Origin of the sequence: Streptomyces sp. NBC_00259 (genome assembly GCF_036181745.1) — a bacterium.
Taxonomy (GTDB): domain Bacteria; phylum Actinomycetota; class Actinomycetes; order Streptomycetales; family Streptomycetaceae; genus Streptomyces; species Streptomyces pratisoli.
In genome coordinates this window covers 5,212,864-5,229,333 of the sequence record NZ_CP108080.1, presented here as the reverse complement: position 1 = coordinate 5,229,333, position 16,470 = coordinate 5,212,864, and the positions used below count along the sequence as shown (strand labels likewise).

16 protein-coding genes are annotated in these 16,470 nt (G+C 70.4%); 8 read left to right on the top strand and 8 right to left on the bottom strand.

What is annotated here, in order from left to right; translation table 11 throughout:
• Positions 1–2: 2 nt before the first annotated feature.
• Positions 3–1,418, bottom strand: a complete 1,416-nt coding sequence (locus tag OG766_RS23800) for a family 2B encapsulin nanocompartment shell protein (protein ID WP_266382873.1) — start codon at positions 1,416–1,418, stop codon at positions 3–5.
• Between the two features lie 239 nt (positions 1,419–1,657).
• Between OG766_RS23800 and OG766_RS23795 the strand changes: the two genes are divergently transcribed.
• Together OG766_RS23795 and OG766_RS23790 are read left to right on the top strand one after the other, a co-directional pair.
• Positions 1,658–2,248 (top strand): N-acetylmuramoyl-L-alanine amidase, encoded by a 591-nt coding sequence (locus tag OG766_RS23795; RefSeq protein WP_266382870.1) that lies wholly within the window; start codon positions 1,658–1,660, stop codon positions 2,246–2,248.
• A 28-nt stretch (positions 2,249–2,276) separates the two neighbouring features.
• Positions 2,277–3,191, top strand: a complete 915-nt coding sequence (locus OG766_RS23790) for a 1-aminocyclopropane-1-carboxylate deaminase/D-cysteine desulfhydrase (RefSeq protein ID WP_266382867.1) — start codon at positions 2,277–2,279, stop codon at positions 3,189–3,191.
• On the opposite strand, the gene OG766_RS23785 is transcribed toward OG766_RS23790, so the two are convergent.
• Positions 3,170–4,768 carry a Na+/H+ antiporter gene (locus OG766_RS23785; protein WP_266382864.1) on the bottom strand — a complete coding sequence of 533 codons (1,599 nt, stop codon included), beginning with the start codon at positions 4,766–4,768 and terminating at the stop codon, positions 3,170–3,172. The two genes, OG766_RS23790 and OG766_RS23785, sit on opposite strands and share 22 nt — an antisense overlap.
• 43 nt (positions 4,769–4,811) lie before the next feature.
• On the opposite strand from OG766_RS23785, the gene OG766_RS23780 reads away from it, so the two are divergent.
• The 3 genes from OG766_RS23780 (at position 4,812) to OG766_RS23770 (ending at position 6,744) form a co-directional block, all read left to right on the top strand.
• The gene (locus OG766_RS23780) at positions 4,812–5,072 is read left to right on the top strand and encodes a UBP-type zinc finger domain-containing protein (protein ID WP_266382861.1); all 261 of its coding nucleotides are present in this window, start codon (positions 4,812–4,814) and stop codon (positions 5,070–5,072) included.
• A gap of 242 nt (positions 5,073–5,314) precedes the next feature.
• Positions 5,315–5,728, top strand: coding sequence for an anti-sigma regulatory factor (locus OG766_RS23775; protein ID WP_254375657.1), 414 nt, complete (start codon positions 5,315–5,317; stop codon positions 5,726–5,728).
• Positions 5,725–6,744, top strand: a complete 1,020-nt coding sequence (locus OG766_RS23770; protein ID WP_423247094.1) for a SigB/SigF/SigG family RNA polymerase sigma factor — start codon at positions 5,725–5,727, stop codon at positions 6,742–6,744. The genes OG766_RS23775 and OG766_RS23770 overlap by 4 nt, the downstream gene beginning before the upstream one ends.
• A gap of 31 nt (positions 6,745–6,775) precedes the next feature.
• Here OG766_RS23770 and OG766_RS23765 read toward each other — a convergent pair whose 3' ends face one another.
• Positions 6,776–7,207 (bottom strand): hypothetical protein, encoded by a 432-nt coding sequence (locus tag OG766_RS23765; protein WP_266382859.1) that lies wholly within the window; start codon positions 7,205–7,207, stop codon positions 6,776–6,778.
• Positions 7,208–7,278: 71 nt separating this feature from the next.
• Here OG766_RS23765 and OG766_RS23760 point away from each other — a divergent pair, with 71 nt between their 5' ends.
• Positions 7,279–8,247: a diacylglycerol/lipid kinase family protein gene (locus OG766_RS23760; RefSeq protein ID WP_328726151.1), complete on the top strand. Its 969-nt coding sequence runs from the start codon at positions 7,279–7,281 to the stop codon at positions 8,245–8,247.
• Positions 8,248–8,564: 317 nt separating this feature from the next.
• Entirely contained in the window at positions 8,565–8,822 is a 258-nt protein-coding gene (locus OG766_RS23755) for a WhiB family transcriptional regulator (RefSeq protein ID WP_003953983.1), read from the top strand.
• Between the two features lie 146 nt (positions 8,823–8,968).
• Here the strand turns inward: OG766_RS23755 and OG766_RS23750 are convergent, their stop codons facing one another.
• Both OG766_RS23750 and OG766_RS23745 read right to left on the bottom strand, forming a co-directional pair.
• Entirely contained in the window at positions 8,969–10,435 is a 1,467-nt protein-coding gene (locus OG766_RS23750; RefSeq protein WP_266384443.1) for a sensor histidine kinase, read from the bottom strand.
• Positions 10,436–10,787: 352 nt separating this feature from the next.
• Positions 10,788–11,867 carry an SIS domain-containing protein gene (locus tag OG766_RS23745; protein WP_266382853.1) on the bottom strand — a complete coding sequence of 360 codons (1,080 nt, stop codon included), beginning with the start codon at positions 11,865–11,867 and terminating at the stop codon, positions 10,788–10,790.
• A 151-nt stretch (positions 11,868–12,018) separates the two neighbouring features.
• On the opposite strand from OG766_RS23745, the gene nagB reads away from it, so the two are divergent.
• Positions 12,019–12,804, top strand: a complete 786-nt coding sequence (nagB, locus tag OG766_RS23740; RefSeq protein WP_266384440.1) for a glucosamine-6-phosphate deaminase — start codon at positions 12,019–12,021, stop codon at positions 12,802–12,804.
• Positions 12,805–13,097: 293 nt separating this feature from the next.
• On the opposite strand, the gene OG766_RS23735 is transcribed toward nagB, so the two are convergent.
• The 3 genes from OG766_RS23735 to OG766_RS23725 are packed head-to-tail and all read right to left on the bottom strand — an operon-like array spanning position 13,098 to position 16,449.
• On the bottom strand, positions 13,098–14,609 hold the full coding sequence (locus OG766_RS23735) for a glycoside hydrolase family 3 protein (RefSeq protein WP_328726150.1): 1,512 nt from the start codon (positions 14,607–14,609) through the stop codon (positions 13,098–13,100).
• Positions 14,610–14,617: 8 nt separating this feature from the next.
• Entirely contained in the window at positions 14,618–15,451 is an 834-nt protein-coding gene (locus OG766_RS23730; RefSeq protein ID WP_266382847.1) for a carbohydrate ABC transporter permease, read from the bottom strand.
• Positions 15,448–16,449 carry a carbohydrate ABC transporter permease gene (locus tag OG766_RS23725; RefSeq protein WP_266382844.1) on the bottom strand — a complete coding sequence of 334 codons (1,002 nt, stop codon included), beginning with the start codon at positions 16,447–16,449 and terminating at the stop codon, positions 15,448–15,450. Before OG766_RS23725 ends, OG766_RS23730 begins: the two co-directional genes overlap by 4 nt.
• Positions 16,450–16,470 lie beyond the last annotated feature (21 nt).

Here is a 16,470-nt window from a genome sequence, read left to right as displayed (position 1 = left end):
CGTCAGCGCCAGCGGCTCACCTCCACGTTCTCCAGCACCCCGAGCGCGTCGGGCACGAGGATCGCCGCCGAGTAGTAGGCCGTGACCAGGTAGGAGATGATCGCCTGTTCGTCGATGCCCATGAAGCGGACCGAGAGGCTGGGCTCGATCTCGTCGGGGATGCCGGACTGCTGGAGACCGATCACGCCCTGGTCCTCCTCGCCCGTACGCAGACAGAGGATCGAGGTGGTCCTGGCGTCCGAGACCGGGATCTTGTTGCACGGGAAGATCGGCACTCCGCGCCAGGCGGGGATGCGGTGCCCGCCGATGTCGACGGTGTCCGGGTAGATGCCGCGCCTGCTGCACTCGCGGCCGAAGGCGGCGATGGCCCGCGGATGGGCGAGGAACAGCTTGGATCCGCGCCGCCGGGACAACAGCTCGTCCATGTCGTCCGGGCCGGGCACGCCGTCGTGCGGCTGCAGCCGCTGCCCGTAGTCGCAGTTGGCCAGGAGCCCGAACTCCCGGTTGTTGATGAGCTCGTCCTCCTGGCGCTCCCGCAGCGCCTCGACGGTCAGCCGCAACTGCTGCTCGGTCTGGTTCATCGGCTGGTTGTAGAGGTCCGCGACACGGCTGTGGACCTTCAGCACGGTCTGGGCGACGCTCAGCTCGTACTCGCGCGGGGCCGCCTCGTAGTCCACATAGGTGTGGGGCACGAGCGCTTCGCCGACATGGCCGGCGGACAGATCGATTTCGGCCTCGCCGTACTTGTTGGTCCGCTGGTGAGGGATCGACAGCACCGAGAGGAGATGCGCGCCGAGCGACTCCGCGCGGTCCGCGAGCGTCAGCACGTCCTGGCGGGTGAGCTCCAGCGCGACGCATGCGGTGTCCGCCCGGACCGTGGACTCCCATACGGCGTCGCCGTCGACCAGGGACCTCTCCCCGAAGTAGGCGCCGTCGGCCAGGACTCCGAGCACGGCCTCGTCACCGTACGGACCGGTGCTGATCTGCTCCACCCGGCCGTGCGCGAGGAGGTACACCCGGTCCGCCGTCTCGCCCTTCGTGGCCAGCACGTCGCCGGGCGCGAACCGCACCTGCCGGCAGCGCTGCGCCAGCTCGGCCAGCACCGCCTCGTCGCCGAACCCCCGCAGTGGCGGCAGCTCGCCGAGCTCGGCGGGGATGACCTCGACCTGGCTGCCGGTCTGGACGAAGGTGACGCGCCCGTCGCCCACGGAATAGCTGAGCCGACGGTTCACCCGGTACGTACCGCCCTGCACCTGGACCCAGGGCAGCATCCGCAGCAGCCACCTCGAGGTGATCTCCTGCATCTGCGGCGCCGACTTGGTGGTGGTCGCCAGGTTCCGCGCGGCGGCCGTACCGAGACTCTGCTGCGGCGACGCCTGGTCCTCGCGCACCTCGTCACCAACCGAACCAACCGACATGGGACTCCTTCGCAATCATGGATTGACCTGCGAGAAGAGAGCCTTCCAGCACGGTGAGTAGGCGCGCCATTACACAAATGAGTGGGACTAGTCGGGGACGTGCGGGGCATGTCACGCGCTTTCCGCCCGATCGGCGCCATGGCCGGATCGGATCGCACACCGCCCGAACGGATGGCCCGATCTCGAGGGTTGGGGTAGAAGCCCGGTACGGACCACGACAAGCCGCGAAGGAGTGGGCCATGGCCCCACCCATGTCCGCGAGCAGCTTCCTCGACGCCCTGCGCGACGAAGGGCTGACGGTCGTCCAGGTCGGCGACTGGCGCACACACAACCGCAACCACAAAGGCCCCTGGGGCCCCGTGCACGGGGTAATGATCCATCACACCGTCACCAAGGGCACCGCCAACACCGTACGTATCTGCCGCGACGGCTACGAGAGCCTGCCGGGCCCGCTCTGCCACGGCGTCATCGCCAAGGACGGCACGGTCCATCTCGTCGGCTACGGCAGGGCCAACCACGCCGGTCTCGGCGACGACGACGTCCTGCGCGCCGTCATCGCCGAGAAGCTGCTCCCGCCGGACAACGAGGCGAACACCGACGGGAACCGGCACTTCTACGGCTTCGAGTGCGAGAACCTCGGCGACGGCAAGGACCCCTGGCCGGAGGTCCAGCTGGAGGCCATCGAGAAGGCCGCGGCCGCCGTGTGCCGCCGGCACGGCTGGACGGCACGGTCGGTCATCGGCCATCTGGAGTGGCAGCCCGGCAAGGTCGACCCGAGGGGCTTCACGATGAACGCGATGCGGGCCCGTATCGCGGAGCGGCTCAAGTAGGACGGTCCGGGGCGGCGAGAATGGCGGGGTGAACGCGTTCGACCCCGGCATCCTGCGGCCCCGGCTCCCCTCCCCCCTGGAGCCGGTGGCCGACGAGCGTTTCGCACGGCACGGGGTGCGGCTGCTGCTCAAGCGGGACGATCTGATCCATCCGGACCTCCCGGGCAACAAATGGCGCAAGCTGGCGCCGAACTTGCGCGCGGCCGCCGGGAGCACGGTGCTCACGTTCGGGGGCGCCTACTCCAACCATCTGCGCGCCACGGCCGCCGCCGGCCGGCTGCTGGGCTTCCCGACGATCGGGGTCGTACGCGGCGACGAACTCGCCGGGCGGCCCCTCAACGCGACGCTCGCCGCGTGCGCGGCCGACGGGATGCGGCTGCGGTTCGTCGACCGTGCGACGTACCGCCGCAAGGCCGACCCCGAGGTGCTCGCGGAGCTCGTCCGTCGCTTCGGGGAAACGGAGGAGTGCCACGTCGTCCCCGAAGGCGGCAGCAACGCGTATGCCGTACGCGGCTGCACGGAGCTCGGCCGCGAGCTGAGCGGCGTGGCCGATGTGGTCGCCGTGGCGTGCGGGACCGGCGGGACGCTCGCGGGGCTCGCCGCCGGGCTCCCGCCCGGCCGGCGGGCGCTCGGCGTGCCGGTGCTCAAGGGAGGCTTCCTGGGCGAGGAGATCCGCGCCCTCCAGGAGGAGGCCTTCGGCGGCCCGGCGGGCGACTGGTGGCTGGACGAGCGGTTCCACTTCGGCGGTTACGCCCGTACCACCCCCGCCCTCGACACGTTCGCCGACGACTTCGGGACACGGCACGGGCTGCCCGTCGAACGTCTCTATGTGGCCAAGATGCTGTACGGACTCGTCACCCTCGCCGAGGAGGGCGCGTTCGCGCCCGGGACCACCGTCGCGGCGGTGATCACCGGGCGGCCTCACTCCTCACCCTCCCGGTAGGCGGCGGCCTCCTCCAGGTCCAGCCTCCGCAGCAGCGTGCGCATCATCTCGTCGTCGATCCGCCGCGCGTCACGCAGCCGCACGAAGACCTCGCGCTCGGTCTGGATCACGTCCCGGGAGAGGCGCCGGTAGATGTCGTCCGCGGACTCTCCGGTCACCGGATTGACCGCCCCGAGCCGCTCCCAGGGAGAGTTCCTGCGGCGCTCCAGGACCGCACGCAACCGGTCGGCGAGCGGCCCGGGAAGGGCATTGCGCTCATCGGCCAGAAGCTCCTCCAGGCGCTCGTCGGCCGCCCTGGACGCCTCGCTCTGCGCCTGCGCCTCCGCCAGGGTGCTGATCTGCGCGTCGCGCTGCGGCAGGTTCAGGGCCCGGATCAGGCTCGGCAGGGTCAGCCCCTGCACGACCAGCGTGCCGATCACCGTGGTGAAGGTGAGGAACAGGACGAGATTGCGCGCCGGGAAGGGCTCGCCGTTGTGCGCGGTGAGGGGAATGGAGAAGGCGATCGCCAGGGAGACCACTCCTCGCATGCCGGCCCAGCCGATGATCACCGGCGACTTCCAGGTCACGCTCGGTTCGCGCTCCCTGATCCGCTTCGACAGCGCCCGCGGCAGGAAGGTCGCCGGAAAGAGCCAGACGAAGCGGACCACGACGACGGCGACGAACACCCCGACCGCGTACGTGGCGGCCTCCGCCATCGAGTACGCGCCGAGCTTGCCGACGACGTACGACAGCTGCAGTCCGATGAGCGCGAAGACCGCGGACTCGAGGATGAAGGCGACCATCCTCCAGACGGCCTCCTCCTGGAGCCGGGTGGCGAAGTCGACCTGCCAGGAATGGTGCCCCAGGTAGAGGGCGACGACCACGACGGCGAGCACACCGGAGGCCCCGACCTGCTCGGCGGCGGCGTACGCGACGAAGGGGATCAGCAGGGACAGGGTGTTCTGCAGGAGGGCCTCCTTCAGGTGCGTGCGCAGCCAGTGGATCGGCACCATCAGCACCAGCCCGACGGCGATGCCGCCGACCGACGCCAGGAGGAACTCCCAGGCGCCCTCGGCCCAGCTCAGGCCCTCGCCGAGCGCCGCCGCCAGCGCCACCCGGTAGGCGGTGATGGCGGTGGCGTCGTTCACCAGGGACTCGCCCTGGAGGATCGTGGTGATGCGGTTCGGCAGACCGAGCCGGCGGGCGATCGCCGTGGCGGCCACGGCGTCCGGCGGGGCCACCACGGCCCCGAGCACGAGCGCCGCGGGCAGCGGAAGGTCGGGCACCAGCAGGTAGGCGACGTACCCGACGACGACGGTCGCGAAGAGCACGTAGCCGAACGACAGCAGGGCGATCGGCCGGATGTTGGCCCGCAGGTCGAGGTAGGAGCTGTCGACGGCCGCGATGTGCAGCAGCGGGGGAAGGATCAGCGGCAGCACGATGTGCGGGTCGAGGGTGTAGTCCGGGACTCCGGGCACATACGAGGCGATCAGCCCCGCCGCGACGAGCATCAGCGGTGCGGGCACCGCCGTCCTTCGGGCCGCCCCGGCGATCACGGCGCTCGCCGCGATCAGCGCCACCAGTGGCAATGCTTCCATGATCCGCCCCTTGCACGGTCACCTGCGTCGTAACCTGGCAATCATGAGCGAGTGTCCCCATGTTCTCGACCTGCCGCGCCCCGAACCCGCCCCGCTGAGCGCCACCTGCCTGGAGTGCGAGTCCGACGGCACGCATCCGGTGCAACTGCGACTCTGCCTGACCTGTGGACACGTCGGATGCTGCGACTCGTCGCCGAGCCGGCACGCCACTCGCCACTTCGAGGAGGAGGGGCATCCGGTGCTGCGTACCCTGGAGCAGGGAGAGGGCTGGCGATGGTGTTTCCCGGACGGTTCGATCGTCTGACGCCTGGGTACGTCAAAGCTCCGCCGGTTCTTCGTAATTGAGGTCCGCAGAACACTAGCCACTGTGCGTACTCATGGGCTTACCATGAGTGACAGCGTCGGGTAGGGGTCCCGGCGACACGGCACCATGGATCGCGATAGCGTCGCCAGTCCAGGTACGGGCTGCGCACCGATGCGTAGCACTCGGCTCCGGGATCGCCCTCCCGGAGCCTCGATCGACCTTGTGCCACCTTGGAGGTGAGGGTGTCCCAGATCGCAGGCGAGCCCGGGACTCAGGACTTCGTGGAAGTCCGGCTGCCCGCTGCGGGTGCCTACCTTTCCGTGTTGCGTACGGCCACGGCCGGCCTCGCGGCACGCTTGGACTTCACCCTCGACGAGATCGAGGACCTGCGCATCGCGGTCGACGAGGCATGTGCGATCTTGCTGCAACAGGCCGTCCCGGGATCCGTCCTCAGCTGCGTCTTCCGGCTCGTCGACGACTCTCTGGAGGTCACGGTCTCGGCTCCGACGACCGACGGCCGCGCCCCGGAGCGTGACACCTTCGCCTGGACCGTGCTCTCCGCACTGGCCGGCAAGGTCGACTCCACCGTGGCGGACGACCGTACGGTCTCCATCAGCCTGTACAAACAGCGCGGCGCGGGACCCGGGCCGGCGTGAGGGACGGGGACGGTCCGGTGCGGGACGAGGAGCGCATTCCCGGAGCGCCGGACGGCGGTCGTGCGGCTCCGGCGGAGCCGGTGTTCGCACCGGCGGGCATCCCGGAGCAGCAGGCCAGGCCGCACCCGGAGGACGAGCGTGACGGCCTTCCGGCCGCGGCGGAGCAGAAGCAGGCTGGGGGTACCTCCCAGGCGAAGCACTGGGGGAGGGCGGCCATGAGCGAGCAACAGCAGGACTCCAGGGAACACGAGCACCACGATCCGAACGACCGGAGCGGGGCGCGCGCGATGTTCATCGAGCTGCGCAAACTTCCGGAAGGCTCCCCCGAGCGGGCAGAGCTCCGGAATCAGCTGGTCCGGATGCATCTGCCCCTGGTCGAGCACCTGGCCCGCCGCTTCCGCAACCGTGGTGAGCCGCTGGACGATCTGACCCAGGTCGCGACGATCGGTCTGATCAAGTCCGTGGACCGGTTCGACCCGGAGCGCGGCGTCGAGTTCTCCACGTACGCGACGCCGACGGTGGTCGGCGAGATCAAGCGCCACTTCCGCGACAAGGGCTGGGCGGTTCGCGTGCCCCGCCGGCTCCAGGAGCTGCGCCTCGCGCTGACCACGGCGACCGCGGAGCTGTCCCAGCAGCACGGCCGCTCACCGACCGTCCATGAACTGGCCGAGCGCCTCGGCATCTCCGAGGAAGAGGTCCTGGAGGGCCTGGAGTCCGCCAACGCGTACTCGACGCTCTCCCTGGACGTCCCCGACACCGACGACGAGTCCCCGGCCGTCGCGGACACGCTGGGCGCCGAGGACGAGGCGCTCGAGGGCGTCGAGTACCGGGAGTCGCTCAAGCCGCTGCTGGAGGACCTGCCGCCGAGGGAGAAGCGGATTCTGCTGCTTCGCTTCTTCGGCAACATGACGCAGTCGCAGATCGCGCAGGAGGTCGGCATCTCCCAGATGCACGTCTCCCGCCTGCTGGCTCGCACGCTCGCGCAACTGCGCGAAAAGCTTCTGGTCGAGGAGTAAGAAGAGCGGGCGGTGCGGACCGGCCGGAGGGCTATGCCCGGCCGCGGATACCCAGTGCTTCCGTCGTCGCCGCGTTGATCAGCAGGACCAGCCCCGTCACCGCGACGACAGCGAGCACGATCCCGGCGGGAATCAGCGCGCCCGACGAGCGCAGCAGGGTCCAGGCCACCGGCAGCGCCATGATCTGGGTGATGATCGCGGGGCCACGACTCCAGCCGCGCCGCAGCAGCAGTCCGCGCGCCGCCAGCAGCGGGATCACTCCCAGCGCGATCAGCGTCGCGCCGCCCGTCTCGGCCTGCGACGTGCTGTCGGGGTCACCGGTGAGCCCCAGCACCAGCATGCAGACGCCGCCGGCGATCAGGGCCAGGGCCTCCAGGCCGCACAGGGCCGCCGCGGCGGTCAGCCGCCCGGGGCGCGGTCCGGGCGCCTCGGGCGCGTCAGGGGTCTGCTCAGCACTGCTCACCCCTGCAGGGTAGCCGGGCCCGCTCCGCCCCGGACTGGGCCGGGTACCCCGCGGTAGGTACCCTGGCGGCCATGCGCGCACTTCTCGTGGTCAACCCGGCAGCAACCACCACCAGTGCCCGCACCCGTGACGTCCTCATCCACGCCCTCGCCAGCGAGATGAAGCTGGAGGCCGTCACCACGGAGTACCGCGGCCACGCCCGGGACCTCGGCCGTCGCGCGGCCGACTCCGACGACATCGACCTGGTCGTGGCGCTCGGCGGCGACGGCACGGTGAACGAGGTCGTGAACGGACTGCTCCACGCCGGCCCGGACCCCGACGCCCTCCCCCGCCTCGCGGTCGTGCCCGGCGGCTCGACCAATGTCTTCGCCCGCGCCCTCGGGCTGCCGAACGACGCCGTCGAGGCGACCGGGGCGATCCTGGACGCGCTCAGCCTGCGCAGCGAACGGACGGTCGGTCTGGGAGTGGCGGCCGGCACTCCGGGTACGGAGGACGAGGCCGTTCCGCCCCGCTGGTTCACCTTCTGCGCCGGCTTCGGATTCGACGCCGGTGTCGTCGGCCGGGTCGAACAACAGCGGGAGCGCGGCAAGACGTCGACGCACTCCCTCTACATACGCCAGGCGGCACGCCAGTTCCTCGGGGACCCGCACCGCCGCCGCGGTGCGATCACGCTGGAACGCCCCGGAGCCGAGCCCGTGAAGGGCCTCGCGCTGTCGATAGTCTGCAACACCTCTCCCTGGACCTACCTGGGCAATCGTCCGGTGTACGCCGCTCCGGCGGCGTCCTTCGACTCCGCCCTGGACGTCCTCGCGCTCGGCCGGCTCTCGGCCGCCGCGATGGCCCGCTATTCGACCCAGCTGCTCACGTCGACCCCCGACCGCGGGCCGCGCGGAAAGCATGTCGTCTCCCTTCACGACCTGACCGACTTCACCTTGCATTCGAAGGCTCCACTGCCCTTCCAGATGGACGGAGACCACCTCGGGCTCCGCAGTAGCGTGACGTTCACAGGCGTACGCCGTGCACTGCGTGTGATTGTGTGAGCGGAAGGGGCAAAAGTCCTTCCACTCGAACGTTTAGGCGTGGGTCCACCCCATGGAAGTACGGCTGTGACCTAGTCGACACCGAGGAATCAAAAAAAACTTTCCGGAAGGGGTTGTATCCGCCGCCGAGGTTTGCGAATCTCTACATGGCGATCGGGACGGCCCGCAGGACCGGCCTCCACTGAGAGCCAGAACCCCTCCTCACACCTGGACCGCAACCAGTTCATCTGGGCGTTGGCACTTCCGGTGCGGGGGGATTCGTGAAAGCGTTCACATTCACAAGCAACCTGCACGTAATACCAAGAGAGGTAGCAGCCATGGACTGGCGTCACAACGCCGTTTGCCGCGAGGAAGACCCCGAGCTGTTCTTCCCCATCGGCAACACCGGTCCTGCGCTGCTGCAGATCGAGGAAGCCAAGGCCGTCTGCCGTCGCTGCCCCGTCATGGAGCAGTGCCTGCAGTGGGCGCTCGAGTCCGGTCAGGACTCCGGCGTCTGGGGTGGCCTCAGCGAGGACGAGCGTCGCGCCATGAAGCGCCGCGCCGCTCGCAACCGGGCGCGCAACGCCAGCGCCTGACGGCCCCCTGTTACGAGCCTGAGCCCGGCGGCGCGTACGGAGAGTACGCACTCACCGCCCCCGAGCCGCAGCGCGCAGCAGTAACCCAAGCGTTCGAGCCCCGGACCGTGTTGATACGGTCCGGGGCTCACTGCTGTGCGGGCCCGCTACTTCTGGCTGCATACCGGGATGTCCAGAACCACGCGCGTACCGCGCCCGGCGGCCGGCTTCATGTCGAAGGAGCCGCCCAACTCGCCCTCGACCAGGGTCCTCACGATCTGCAGACCCAGATTCCCGGCCCGCTGCGGATCGAAGCCCTCGGGCAGACCACGGCCGTCGTCCTGCACGGTGATCAGCAGCCGCTCGTCGGAGCGGGGGCCTCCGCGTACCGCCGAGACCTCGACCGTGCCGTGCTCCCCCGGTGCGAACGCGTGCTCCAGCGCGTTCTGCAGGACCTCGGTGAGGACCATGGACAGCGGCGTGGCGACCTCCGCATCGAGGATTCCGCAGCGGCCGCTGCGCCGGCACACCACCTTGCCCGGGGAGATCTCGGCCACCATGGCGAGGACCCGGTCCGCGATGTCGTCGAACTCCACCCGCTCGTCCAGGTTCTGGGACAGCGTCTCATGGACGATCGCGATGGACCCGACCCGGCGGACGGCCTCGTTGAGGGCTTCCCGGCCGCGTACCGAGTCCATCCGGCGGGCCTGCAGCCGCAGCAGAGCGGCGACCGTCTGGAGGTTGTTCTTCACCCGGTGGTGGATCTCCCGGATGGTGGCGTCCTTGGTGATCAACTCGCGCTCGCGGCGCCGGAGTTCGGTGACGTCGCGCAGGAGCACGAGGGAACCGGTGCGGGCACCCTTCGGCTTGAGCGGGATGGCCCGGAGCTGGATGACGCCCCCGTTGCCCTCGACCTCGGCCTCGCGCGGCGCGTATCCGCTGGCGAGCTTGACCAGTGCCTCGTCGACCGGACCGCGGGACGGGGCGAGTTCGGCGGTGATCTGTCCGAGGTGCTGGCCGACCAGGTCGGCGGCGAGGCCGAGCCGGTGGTACGCGGAGAGGGCGTTGGGGGACGCGTACTGGACGACGCCGTCCGCGTCGAGGCGGATCAGGCCGTCACCGGCGCGCGGGGAGGCGTCCATGTCGACCTGCTGCTCGGGGAAGGGGAACGTCCCGGCGGCGATCATCTGGGCGAGGTCCGAGGCGGACTGCAGATACGTCAGTTCGAGCCGGCTCGGGGTGCGGACGGTGAGCAGATTGGTGTTCCTGGCGATGACCCCGAGGACGCGGCCCTCGCGGCGTACGGGGATGGACTCGACCCGTACCGGCACCTCCTCGCGCCACTCCGGGTCGCCCTCGCGCACGATCCGGCCCTCGTCGAGCGCCGCGTCGAGCATCGGCCGGCGGCCGCGGGGAACCAAATGGCCGACCATGTCGTCCTGATAGGAGGTGGGACCGGTGTTCGGCCGCATCTGGGCGACGGAGACATAGCGCGTGCCGTCCAGGGTGGGGACCCAGAGGACGAGGTCGGCGAAGGAGAGGTCGGAGAGCAGCTGCCACTCCGAGACCAGCAGGTGGAGCCACTCGAGGTCGGACTCACTCAGAGCGGTGTGCTGGCGTACGAGGTCGTTCATGGAGGGCACGCTGTGAGCGTACCTTCGCTATGAACCTGACGGGACGGCCCTCCGTGGTGGAGGATGGGCCCGGAACACATGCCTGCCGATGGATGGACAGACCAGAATGGTCTAGTCCACAATGACCAGGTAAAGACCTCCACCTTCCCCGCACAGGAAGGTGGAACCGAGGACCCGGCGCTCTCTGCCCTGACTGCGCCGAGCCCTCCACACGGCCGAGCGGGAACCGCACACCCACCGGCCGCGCAACTCCGGGCTGCGGTGCCGGACGGGCTGAGGGTCCCGTCCCGGCGCCGCGGCCCGCGGGTGTTTCCGGGACCGGTTCGCCGCTGCGGACGAGACCGGCGCGCGCTCAGTGGGTCTCGGTGACCTTGGCGAGGGCGCGGGGCGCGTCCGGGTCCTGACCGCGGGCGATGGTCACCTCGTACGCGAGGAGCTGGAGCGGGAGGATCTCCAGGACCGGCTGGACCTCCTCCGCCACCCCTTCCGTGGGCAGCACGAAACCCGCGGACGCCGCTTCGACCTGGGGCTTCGGCCCGACCACGAAGAGATCGGCACCGCGGCCGCGCAGACGATCCAGGACGGGCTGGAGGGCCTCGCCCCCATGACCCTCCGGCACCACGGCGATCACCGGGGAGATGTTGTCGACCATGGCCAGCGGGCCGTGCAGCAGGTCCGCGCCCGAGTAGGACAGAGCCGGGATGTAGCTCGTCTCCATCAGCTTGAGGGCCGCTTCCTTGGCCGTCGGGTAGCCGTAGCCCCGGGACGTGATGACCATGCGCTCGGCGAAGCGGTAGCGGGCGGCCAGCTGCCTCACCTCGGCCCGGCGGGCCAGGATCTCCTCCGCGAGCCCCGGCAGGACGTGCGCCGCGGCGCCGTCGCCACCGCGCAGCCCCTCGACGAAGAGATAGAGCGACAGCAGTGACGCCGTGTACGTCTTGGTCGCCGGAAGGGCCCTCTCCGGGCCCGCCAGGATGTCGATATGGAACTCGGAGACCGCGGCCAGCGGGGAGTCCGGGTTGTTCGTCACGGCGAGGGTCACCGCGCCGGCCTCCCGCGCGGCCTTGGTGGAGGCCACCAGGTCCGGCGAGCCGCCCGACTGGCTGACCGTGATCACCAGCACGTCGGTGAGATCGGGCTTCGCCCCGTACGCCGTCGTCGTGGACATCGAGGCGAGCCCGCACGGCAGCCCGAGCCGGATCTCCAGCAGGTACTTCGCGTAGAGCGCGGCGTTGTCGGACGTCCCGCGGGCGGTCAGCAGGACGAAGCGGGGCTTCCTCGCGGCGATCGCGGCCGCGACCTCGCGGATCCTCGGCGCCCCCTGGTCGAGGATCCGGCGCAGCACGGCGGGCTGCTCGGCCATCTCGGCGGACATGATCCTGCCCGCGTGCTCGCTGTGCTCGCCGGGCCCGGTGGGCGTCGTGGCGGCCATGGCTCGTTGCCTCCCATACGGTCCGGGCGCCGTCCGGCTCAGTCGACCACGGGGGACCACACCCCCGCCAGCCGGGATTCACCGGGGCGCCACCCCCTTCTGCTAGATTGGTCTATACCACATGACCTTTCAATCGATCGGCGGGCCCAGCGTGGAAGTTGTCATCGTCCAGGACGCCAACGCAGGCGGGGAGCTCATCGCGCAGGGCATCGCGGAGCTGCTCCGCCGCAAGCCCGACGCGCTGCTCGGGGTGGCCACGGGATCGACGCCGCTGCCCATCTACGAGGCACTGACGGCGAAGGTCCTCGCGGGGCGGGTGGACGCCTCCCGGGCGCGGATCGCGCAGCTGGACGAGTACGTGGGCCTGCCCGCCGGGCACCCCGAGTCCTACCGCTCCGTCGTGCTGCGCGAGGTCGTCGAACCGCTCGGGCTGGACGCGGACGCGTTCATGGGCCCCGACGGGTCGGCCGAGGACGTACAGGGCGCCTGCGAGGCGTACGACGCGGCGCTGGCGGCGGCGGGCGGGGTGGACCTGCAACTGCTCGGGATCGGCACGGACGGGCACATCGGGTTCAACGAGCCGTGCTCGTCGCTCGCCTCCCGCACCCGGATCAAGACGCTGACGCAGCAGACCCGGGTGGACAACGCGCGGTTCTTCGGGGGCGACATCGAGCAGGTGCCGCATCACGTGATCACACAGGGGATCGGGACGATCCTGGAGGCGCGGCACCTGGTGCTGCTGGCGACGGGCGAGGGCAAGGCGGAGGCGGTCGCGGCGACCGTGGAGGGACCCGTCGCCGCGGTGTGCCCCGCGTCGGCGCTGCAACTGCACCCGCACGCGACGGTGGTGGTGGACGAGGCCGCGGCGTCGAAGCTGAAGCTGGCGGACTACTTCCGCCACACCTACGCGAACAAGCCGGGGTGGCAGGGCCTCTAGACCCACCCCGCAAGCACGAGACGGTGCCGGGCCGCCCCCACGAGGGGTGGCCCGGCACCGTCGCTGTCCGGGGGACCCCGTCGACGGGCCGTCCTTCGGCTCCACGCAGGCTCGGAGAACCCCCTGGCGATCCAGCACGACGACGGCCCGGCGCCGTCGGCTCTCGGGCCCGCCGGCCCCCGGCAGCACGCATGCACACCGCGTGCCCGGGTGTTCCTCGGGTGTGGGTGAGGCCCGGGGCGCCCCCCGCTTGGGGCGGCCCGGGCCTCGGTCCGTGGGGTGTGCCGGAGGCGCTACGCGCGAGTGATCGCCTCCGCCGCGGCCAGGCCGCAGACCCTCGCCGCGCCGAACGTCGCCACGTGCAGGGCGCCGCGCGGCGGGGCCTGGTTGAGGCCCATCTCCACGACGATCGTGTCCGGCCGGGCCGCCAGCAGGGCGTCCAGGGACTGGGACATCCAGGTGTGGCGGTGGGCGTCACGGACGACGGCCACGATGCGGCGGTCACCGGCCGCCAGGAGGACGTCGTCGACCGCGGCGTCCGCGTACGTACCGGTCTCGGTGCCCGGCAGCAGCCGGGCCAGTTCGGCCGCGACGCCCCACGGGGTCTCGTCACCGACGGCGATGTTGGCCACGGGCGTGAACGCGGCGACGTACGGAGCGGAGGTCAGCGGCTCGTAGGGCCGCTCCCCCGCCGTCACGCGCACCGCCCGGCGCGCGGCCGTCAGTCCGATGTCGGTGCCGGGCGCGGTCCCCTCCTGTGAAGCCGCGCCCGGCTCCGATGCCGCCCCCCTGGACCCCCTGGTCCAGTCCGCGAGCGCGCGCACGCGCGCGGCCGCGTCGGCCAGTCGCTCCTCGGGCAGCTCGCCCTGGCGTACCGCGGTGACCAGCGCGTCGCGCAGCCGCAGCACGGTGTCCTCGTCGGCCAGGCCGCCGCCGACACAGATCGCGTCGGCACCGGCGGCGATCGCGAGGACACTGCCGCGCTCGATCCCGTACGTCGAGGAGATGGCCTGCATCTCCATGCCGTCGGTGACGATCAGTCCGTCGTAGCCCAGTTCCCGGCGCAGCAGACCGGTGAGGATCTGCGGGCTGAGGGTTGCCGGGCGGTCCGGGTCGAGCGCGGGTAGCAGGATATGCGCGCTCATGACCGACTTGGAACCCGCTGCGATGGCCGCGCGGAAAGGCTGCAGCTCACGGGCGTGCAAAGTGGCCAACTCCACATCGATCCGGGGCATGGAGTGGTGTGAGTCGACCGCGGTGTCGCCATGTCCCGGGAAATGCTTGGTACATGCAGCGACCCCGGCGGACTGGAGTCCTTCGACGTACGCGGCGGTGTGCCGGGCGACGAGCCGAGGGTCGGACCCGAAGGAACGTACCCCAATGACTGGATTGTCCGGATTCGAGTTGACGTCCGCGGACGGAGCCCAGTTGAGGTCGACTCCGCACTCCGCCAGCCGGCGGCCGAGTTCGGCCGCCACCGCGCGGGTCAGCTCGACGTCGTCCACCACTCCCAGGGCGTGGTTGCCGGGGAAGGAGGACCCGGTGCGGACCTCCAGCCGGGTGACGTCGCCGCCCTCCTCGTCGATGGCGACGAGTACGTCGCCCCGCTCGGCCCGCAACTGCGCCGTGAGCGCGGCCAGCTGGCCGGGCGAGGCGATGTTGCGGCCGAAGAGTCCGACGGAGGACAGCCCTTCCCCGATCCGGCGCAGCAGCCAGTCGGGCGCGGTGGTGCCGACGAAGCCGGGTTGAAGGACGGCGAGGGCATCACGCGTGAGCGTGTCGGTACGGTCCACGAGCGTTGTCATGAAAGGCGTCATCCCTTCACTGCGCCGGCCGTCAGACCCGCGGCCATCTTGCGCTGGACGAGGAGGAAGAGGATCACGATGGGAACGGCCATCATCGTGGCGCCGGCCATCATCGGCGCGTATTCGGTGCCGTGCTTGGTGGTGAAGTTGCCGAGCCAGACGGTGGCGGTCTGGTTCTGCTGGCTCATCAGCATCAGCGCGTACAGGTACTCGTTCCACGCCTGGATGAAGCCGTACACCGACGTGGCCACCATGCCCGGGGCGAGCAGCGGGAAGACCACCCGCACGAAGGCGCCGGTGCGTGTGCAGCCGTCGACCATCGCCGCCTCCTCCAGCTCCTTGGGGATGTTGACGATGAATCCGCGCAGCGTCCACACCGTGAAGGGGAGGATGAAGGTGAGGTACGTGATGATCAGGCCGGTGAGCCTGTCGTACTGACCGAGGTCGTTGAGCAGCAGGAAGACCGGGATGATCATGGCGACCAGCGGCACCATCTGGACGGCCAGGATGCCCACGATCACGATCTTGCGGCCGCGGAAGGCGAAGCGCGAGATGGCGAGCGCGGCCAGCATGCCGACCACGATGCCGATCAGCACCACGACGAGCGAGACGACGAGGCTCCGCCCGACCGGCCCCCAGAAGTCGGCGATGTCGAAGGCCCGCGAGAAGTTCTCCAGTGTGAACGTCCGGGGGAAGAAGTGCGGGTTCGGGTCGATCGCGTCCTTGGCGGGCTTGAAGGCCGTGTTGAGCATCCAGTAGACCGGGAAGCCGGCCGTGACGAAGACCAGCAGGCCGAGCAGGTTCCAGCCGAGCCTGTTCCTCTGTGCTGTCGCGGCGCTCACTCGACTTCTCCGATCCTGAGCATCTGGCGCATGTAGACGGCGACCACCCCGAGCAGCAGGACGACCGTCACCAGGGCGATCGCCGAGCCGCCGCCGTAGTCGTTGACCACGAACGCCTTGTCGTACGAGTACGTCGTCAGCAGCTGGAACTCGGCCTCCGGGTGGCCGTTGCGCATCACGAAGACCTGCGGGAAGACGCCCATGTCCCAGATGACCGAGAGCGTCGTGAGCATCACGAGGAGGGGCTTGAGGACCGGCAGCGTGACGTAGCGGAAGACGCCCCACGAGCCGGCGCCGTCGAGACGGGCGGCCTCTTCGAGCTCCTTCGGCACCTGGGTGAGTCCGGCGCTGAGGCTGATGACGACGAAGGGCACGGCCCCCCAGACGACCAGCAGCATGATGACGGCGAGACCCTGCGGGCCGCTGGCGAACCAGTTGTGCCCGATCATGTCGACCCCGGGCAGTCGGCTGAGCAGCCAGTTGAGCACGCCGTAGTCGGTGTCGAAGAGCCACTTGAAGATGGCGGTGGCGACGATGATCGGCATGCCCCAGCTCGCCACGAGCGCGATGTTGATCAGGGTCTTCACCCAGCCGGAGACACGCTGCAGCAGCAGGGCTATCAGCATGCCGAGGACCATGGTGAGGACGACCGAGCCGACGGCGAAGACCACCGTACGCACGACGACGGCCCAGAACTCGGCGTCACCGAGGATCTTGGTGAAGTTCGCGAAGCCGACCGACTCGGCCTCCTGGAAGCCCCACAGCTGCGGCTGTCCGAACTTCTGGAAGGAGAGGGTGACCAGCCGGACCAGCGGATAGCCGAGGACCAGCAGCAGGATCAGCAGACAGGGCGCGAGCAGGCCCCACGGCAGCGCGGCCCCGCCCGTGCGTCGCTGCTTGCCCCGGTTACCGGCTCCCCCGGTCCCGGCCCCGGCGCCGGGGGCTTTCGACGGCCGCATCGGCGGCACCTTGGCAGTGGTTGTCTCTGCGGCACTCATCGGGTGCTCCCAGGGTCCCTC

Coding starts and splice junctions, on each gene's coding strand:
- OG766_RS23745 (WP_266382853.1), bottom strand. CDS start 11,867: ATGGCCGCCACGACGCCCACCGGGCCCGGCGAGCACAGCGAGCACGCG.
- OG766_RS23760 (WP_328726151.1), top strand. CDS start 7,279: ATGCGCGCACTTCTCGTGGTCAACCCGGCAGCAACCACCACCAGTGCC.
- OG766_RS23785 (WP_266382864.1), bottom strand. CDS start 4,768: ATGGAAGCATTGCCACTGGTGGCGCTGATCGCGGCGAGCGCCGTGATC.
- OG766_RS23735 (WP_328726150.1), bottom strand. CDS start 14,609: ATGACAACGCTCGTGGACCGTACCGACACGCTCACGCGTGATGCCCTC.
- OG766_RS23725 (WP_266382844.1), bottom strand. CDS start 16,449: ATGAGTGCCGCAGAGACAACCACTGCCAAGGTGCCGCCGATGCGGCCG.
- OG766_RS23780 (WP_266382861.1), top strand. CDS start 4,812: ATGAGCGAGTGTCCCCATGTTCTCGACCTGCCGCGCCCCGAACCCGCC.
- OG766_RS23750 (WP_266384443.1), bottom strand. CDS start 10,435: ATGAACGACCTCGTACGCCAGCACACCGCTCTGAGTGAGTCCGACCTC.
- OG766_RS23800 (WP_266382873.1), bottom strand. CDS start 1,418: ATGTCGGTTGGTTCGGTTGGTGACGAGGTGCGCGAGGACCAGGCGTCG.
- OG766_RS23755 (WP_003953983.1), top strand. CDS start 8,565: ATGGACTGGCGTCACAACGCCGTTTGCCGCGAGGAAGACCCCGAGCTG.
- OG766_RS23795 (WP_266382870.1), top strand. CDS start 1,658: ATGGCCCCACCCATGTCCGCGAGCAGCTTCCTCGACGCCCTGCGCGAC.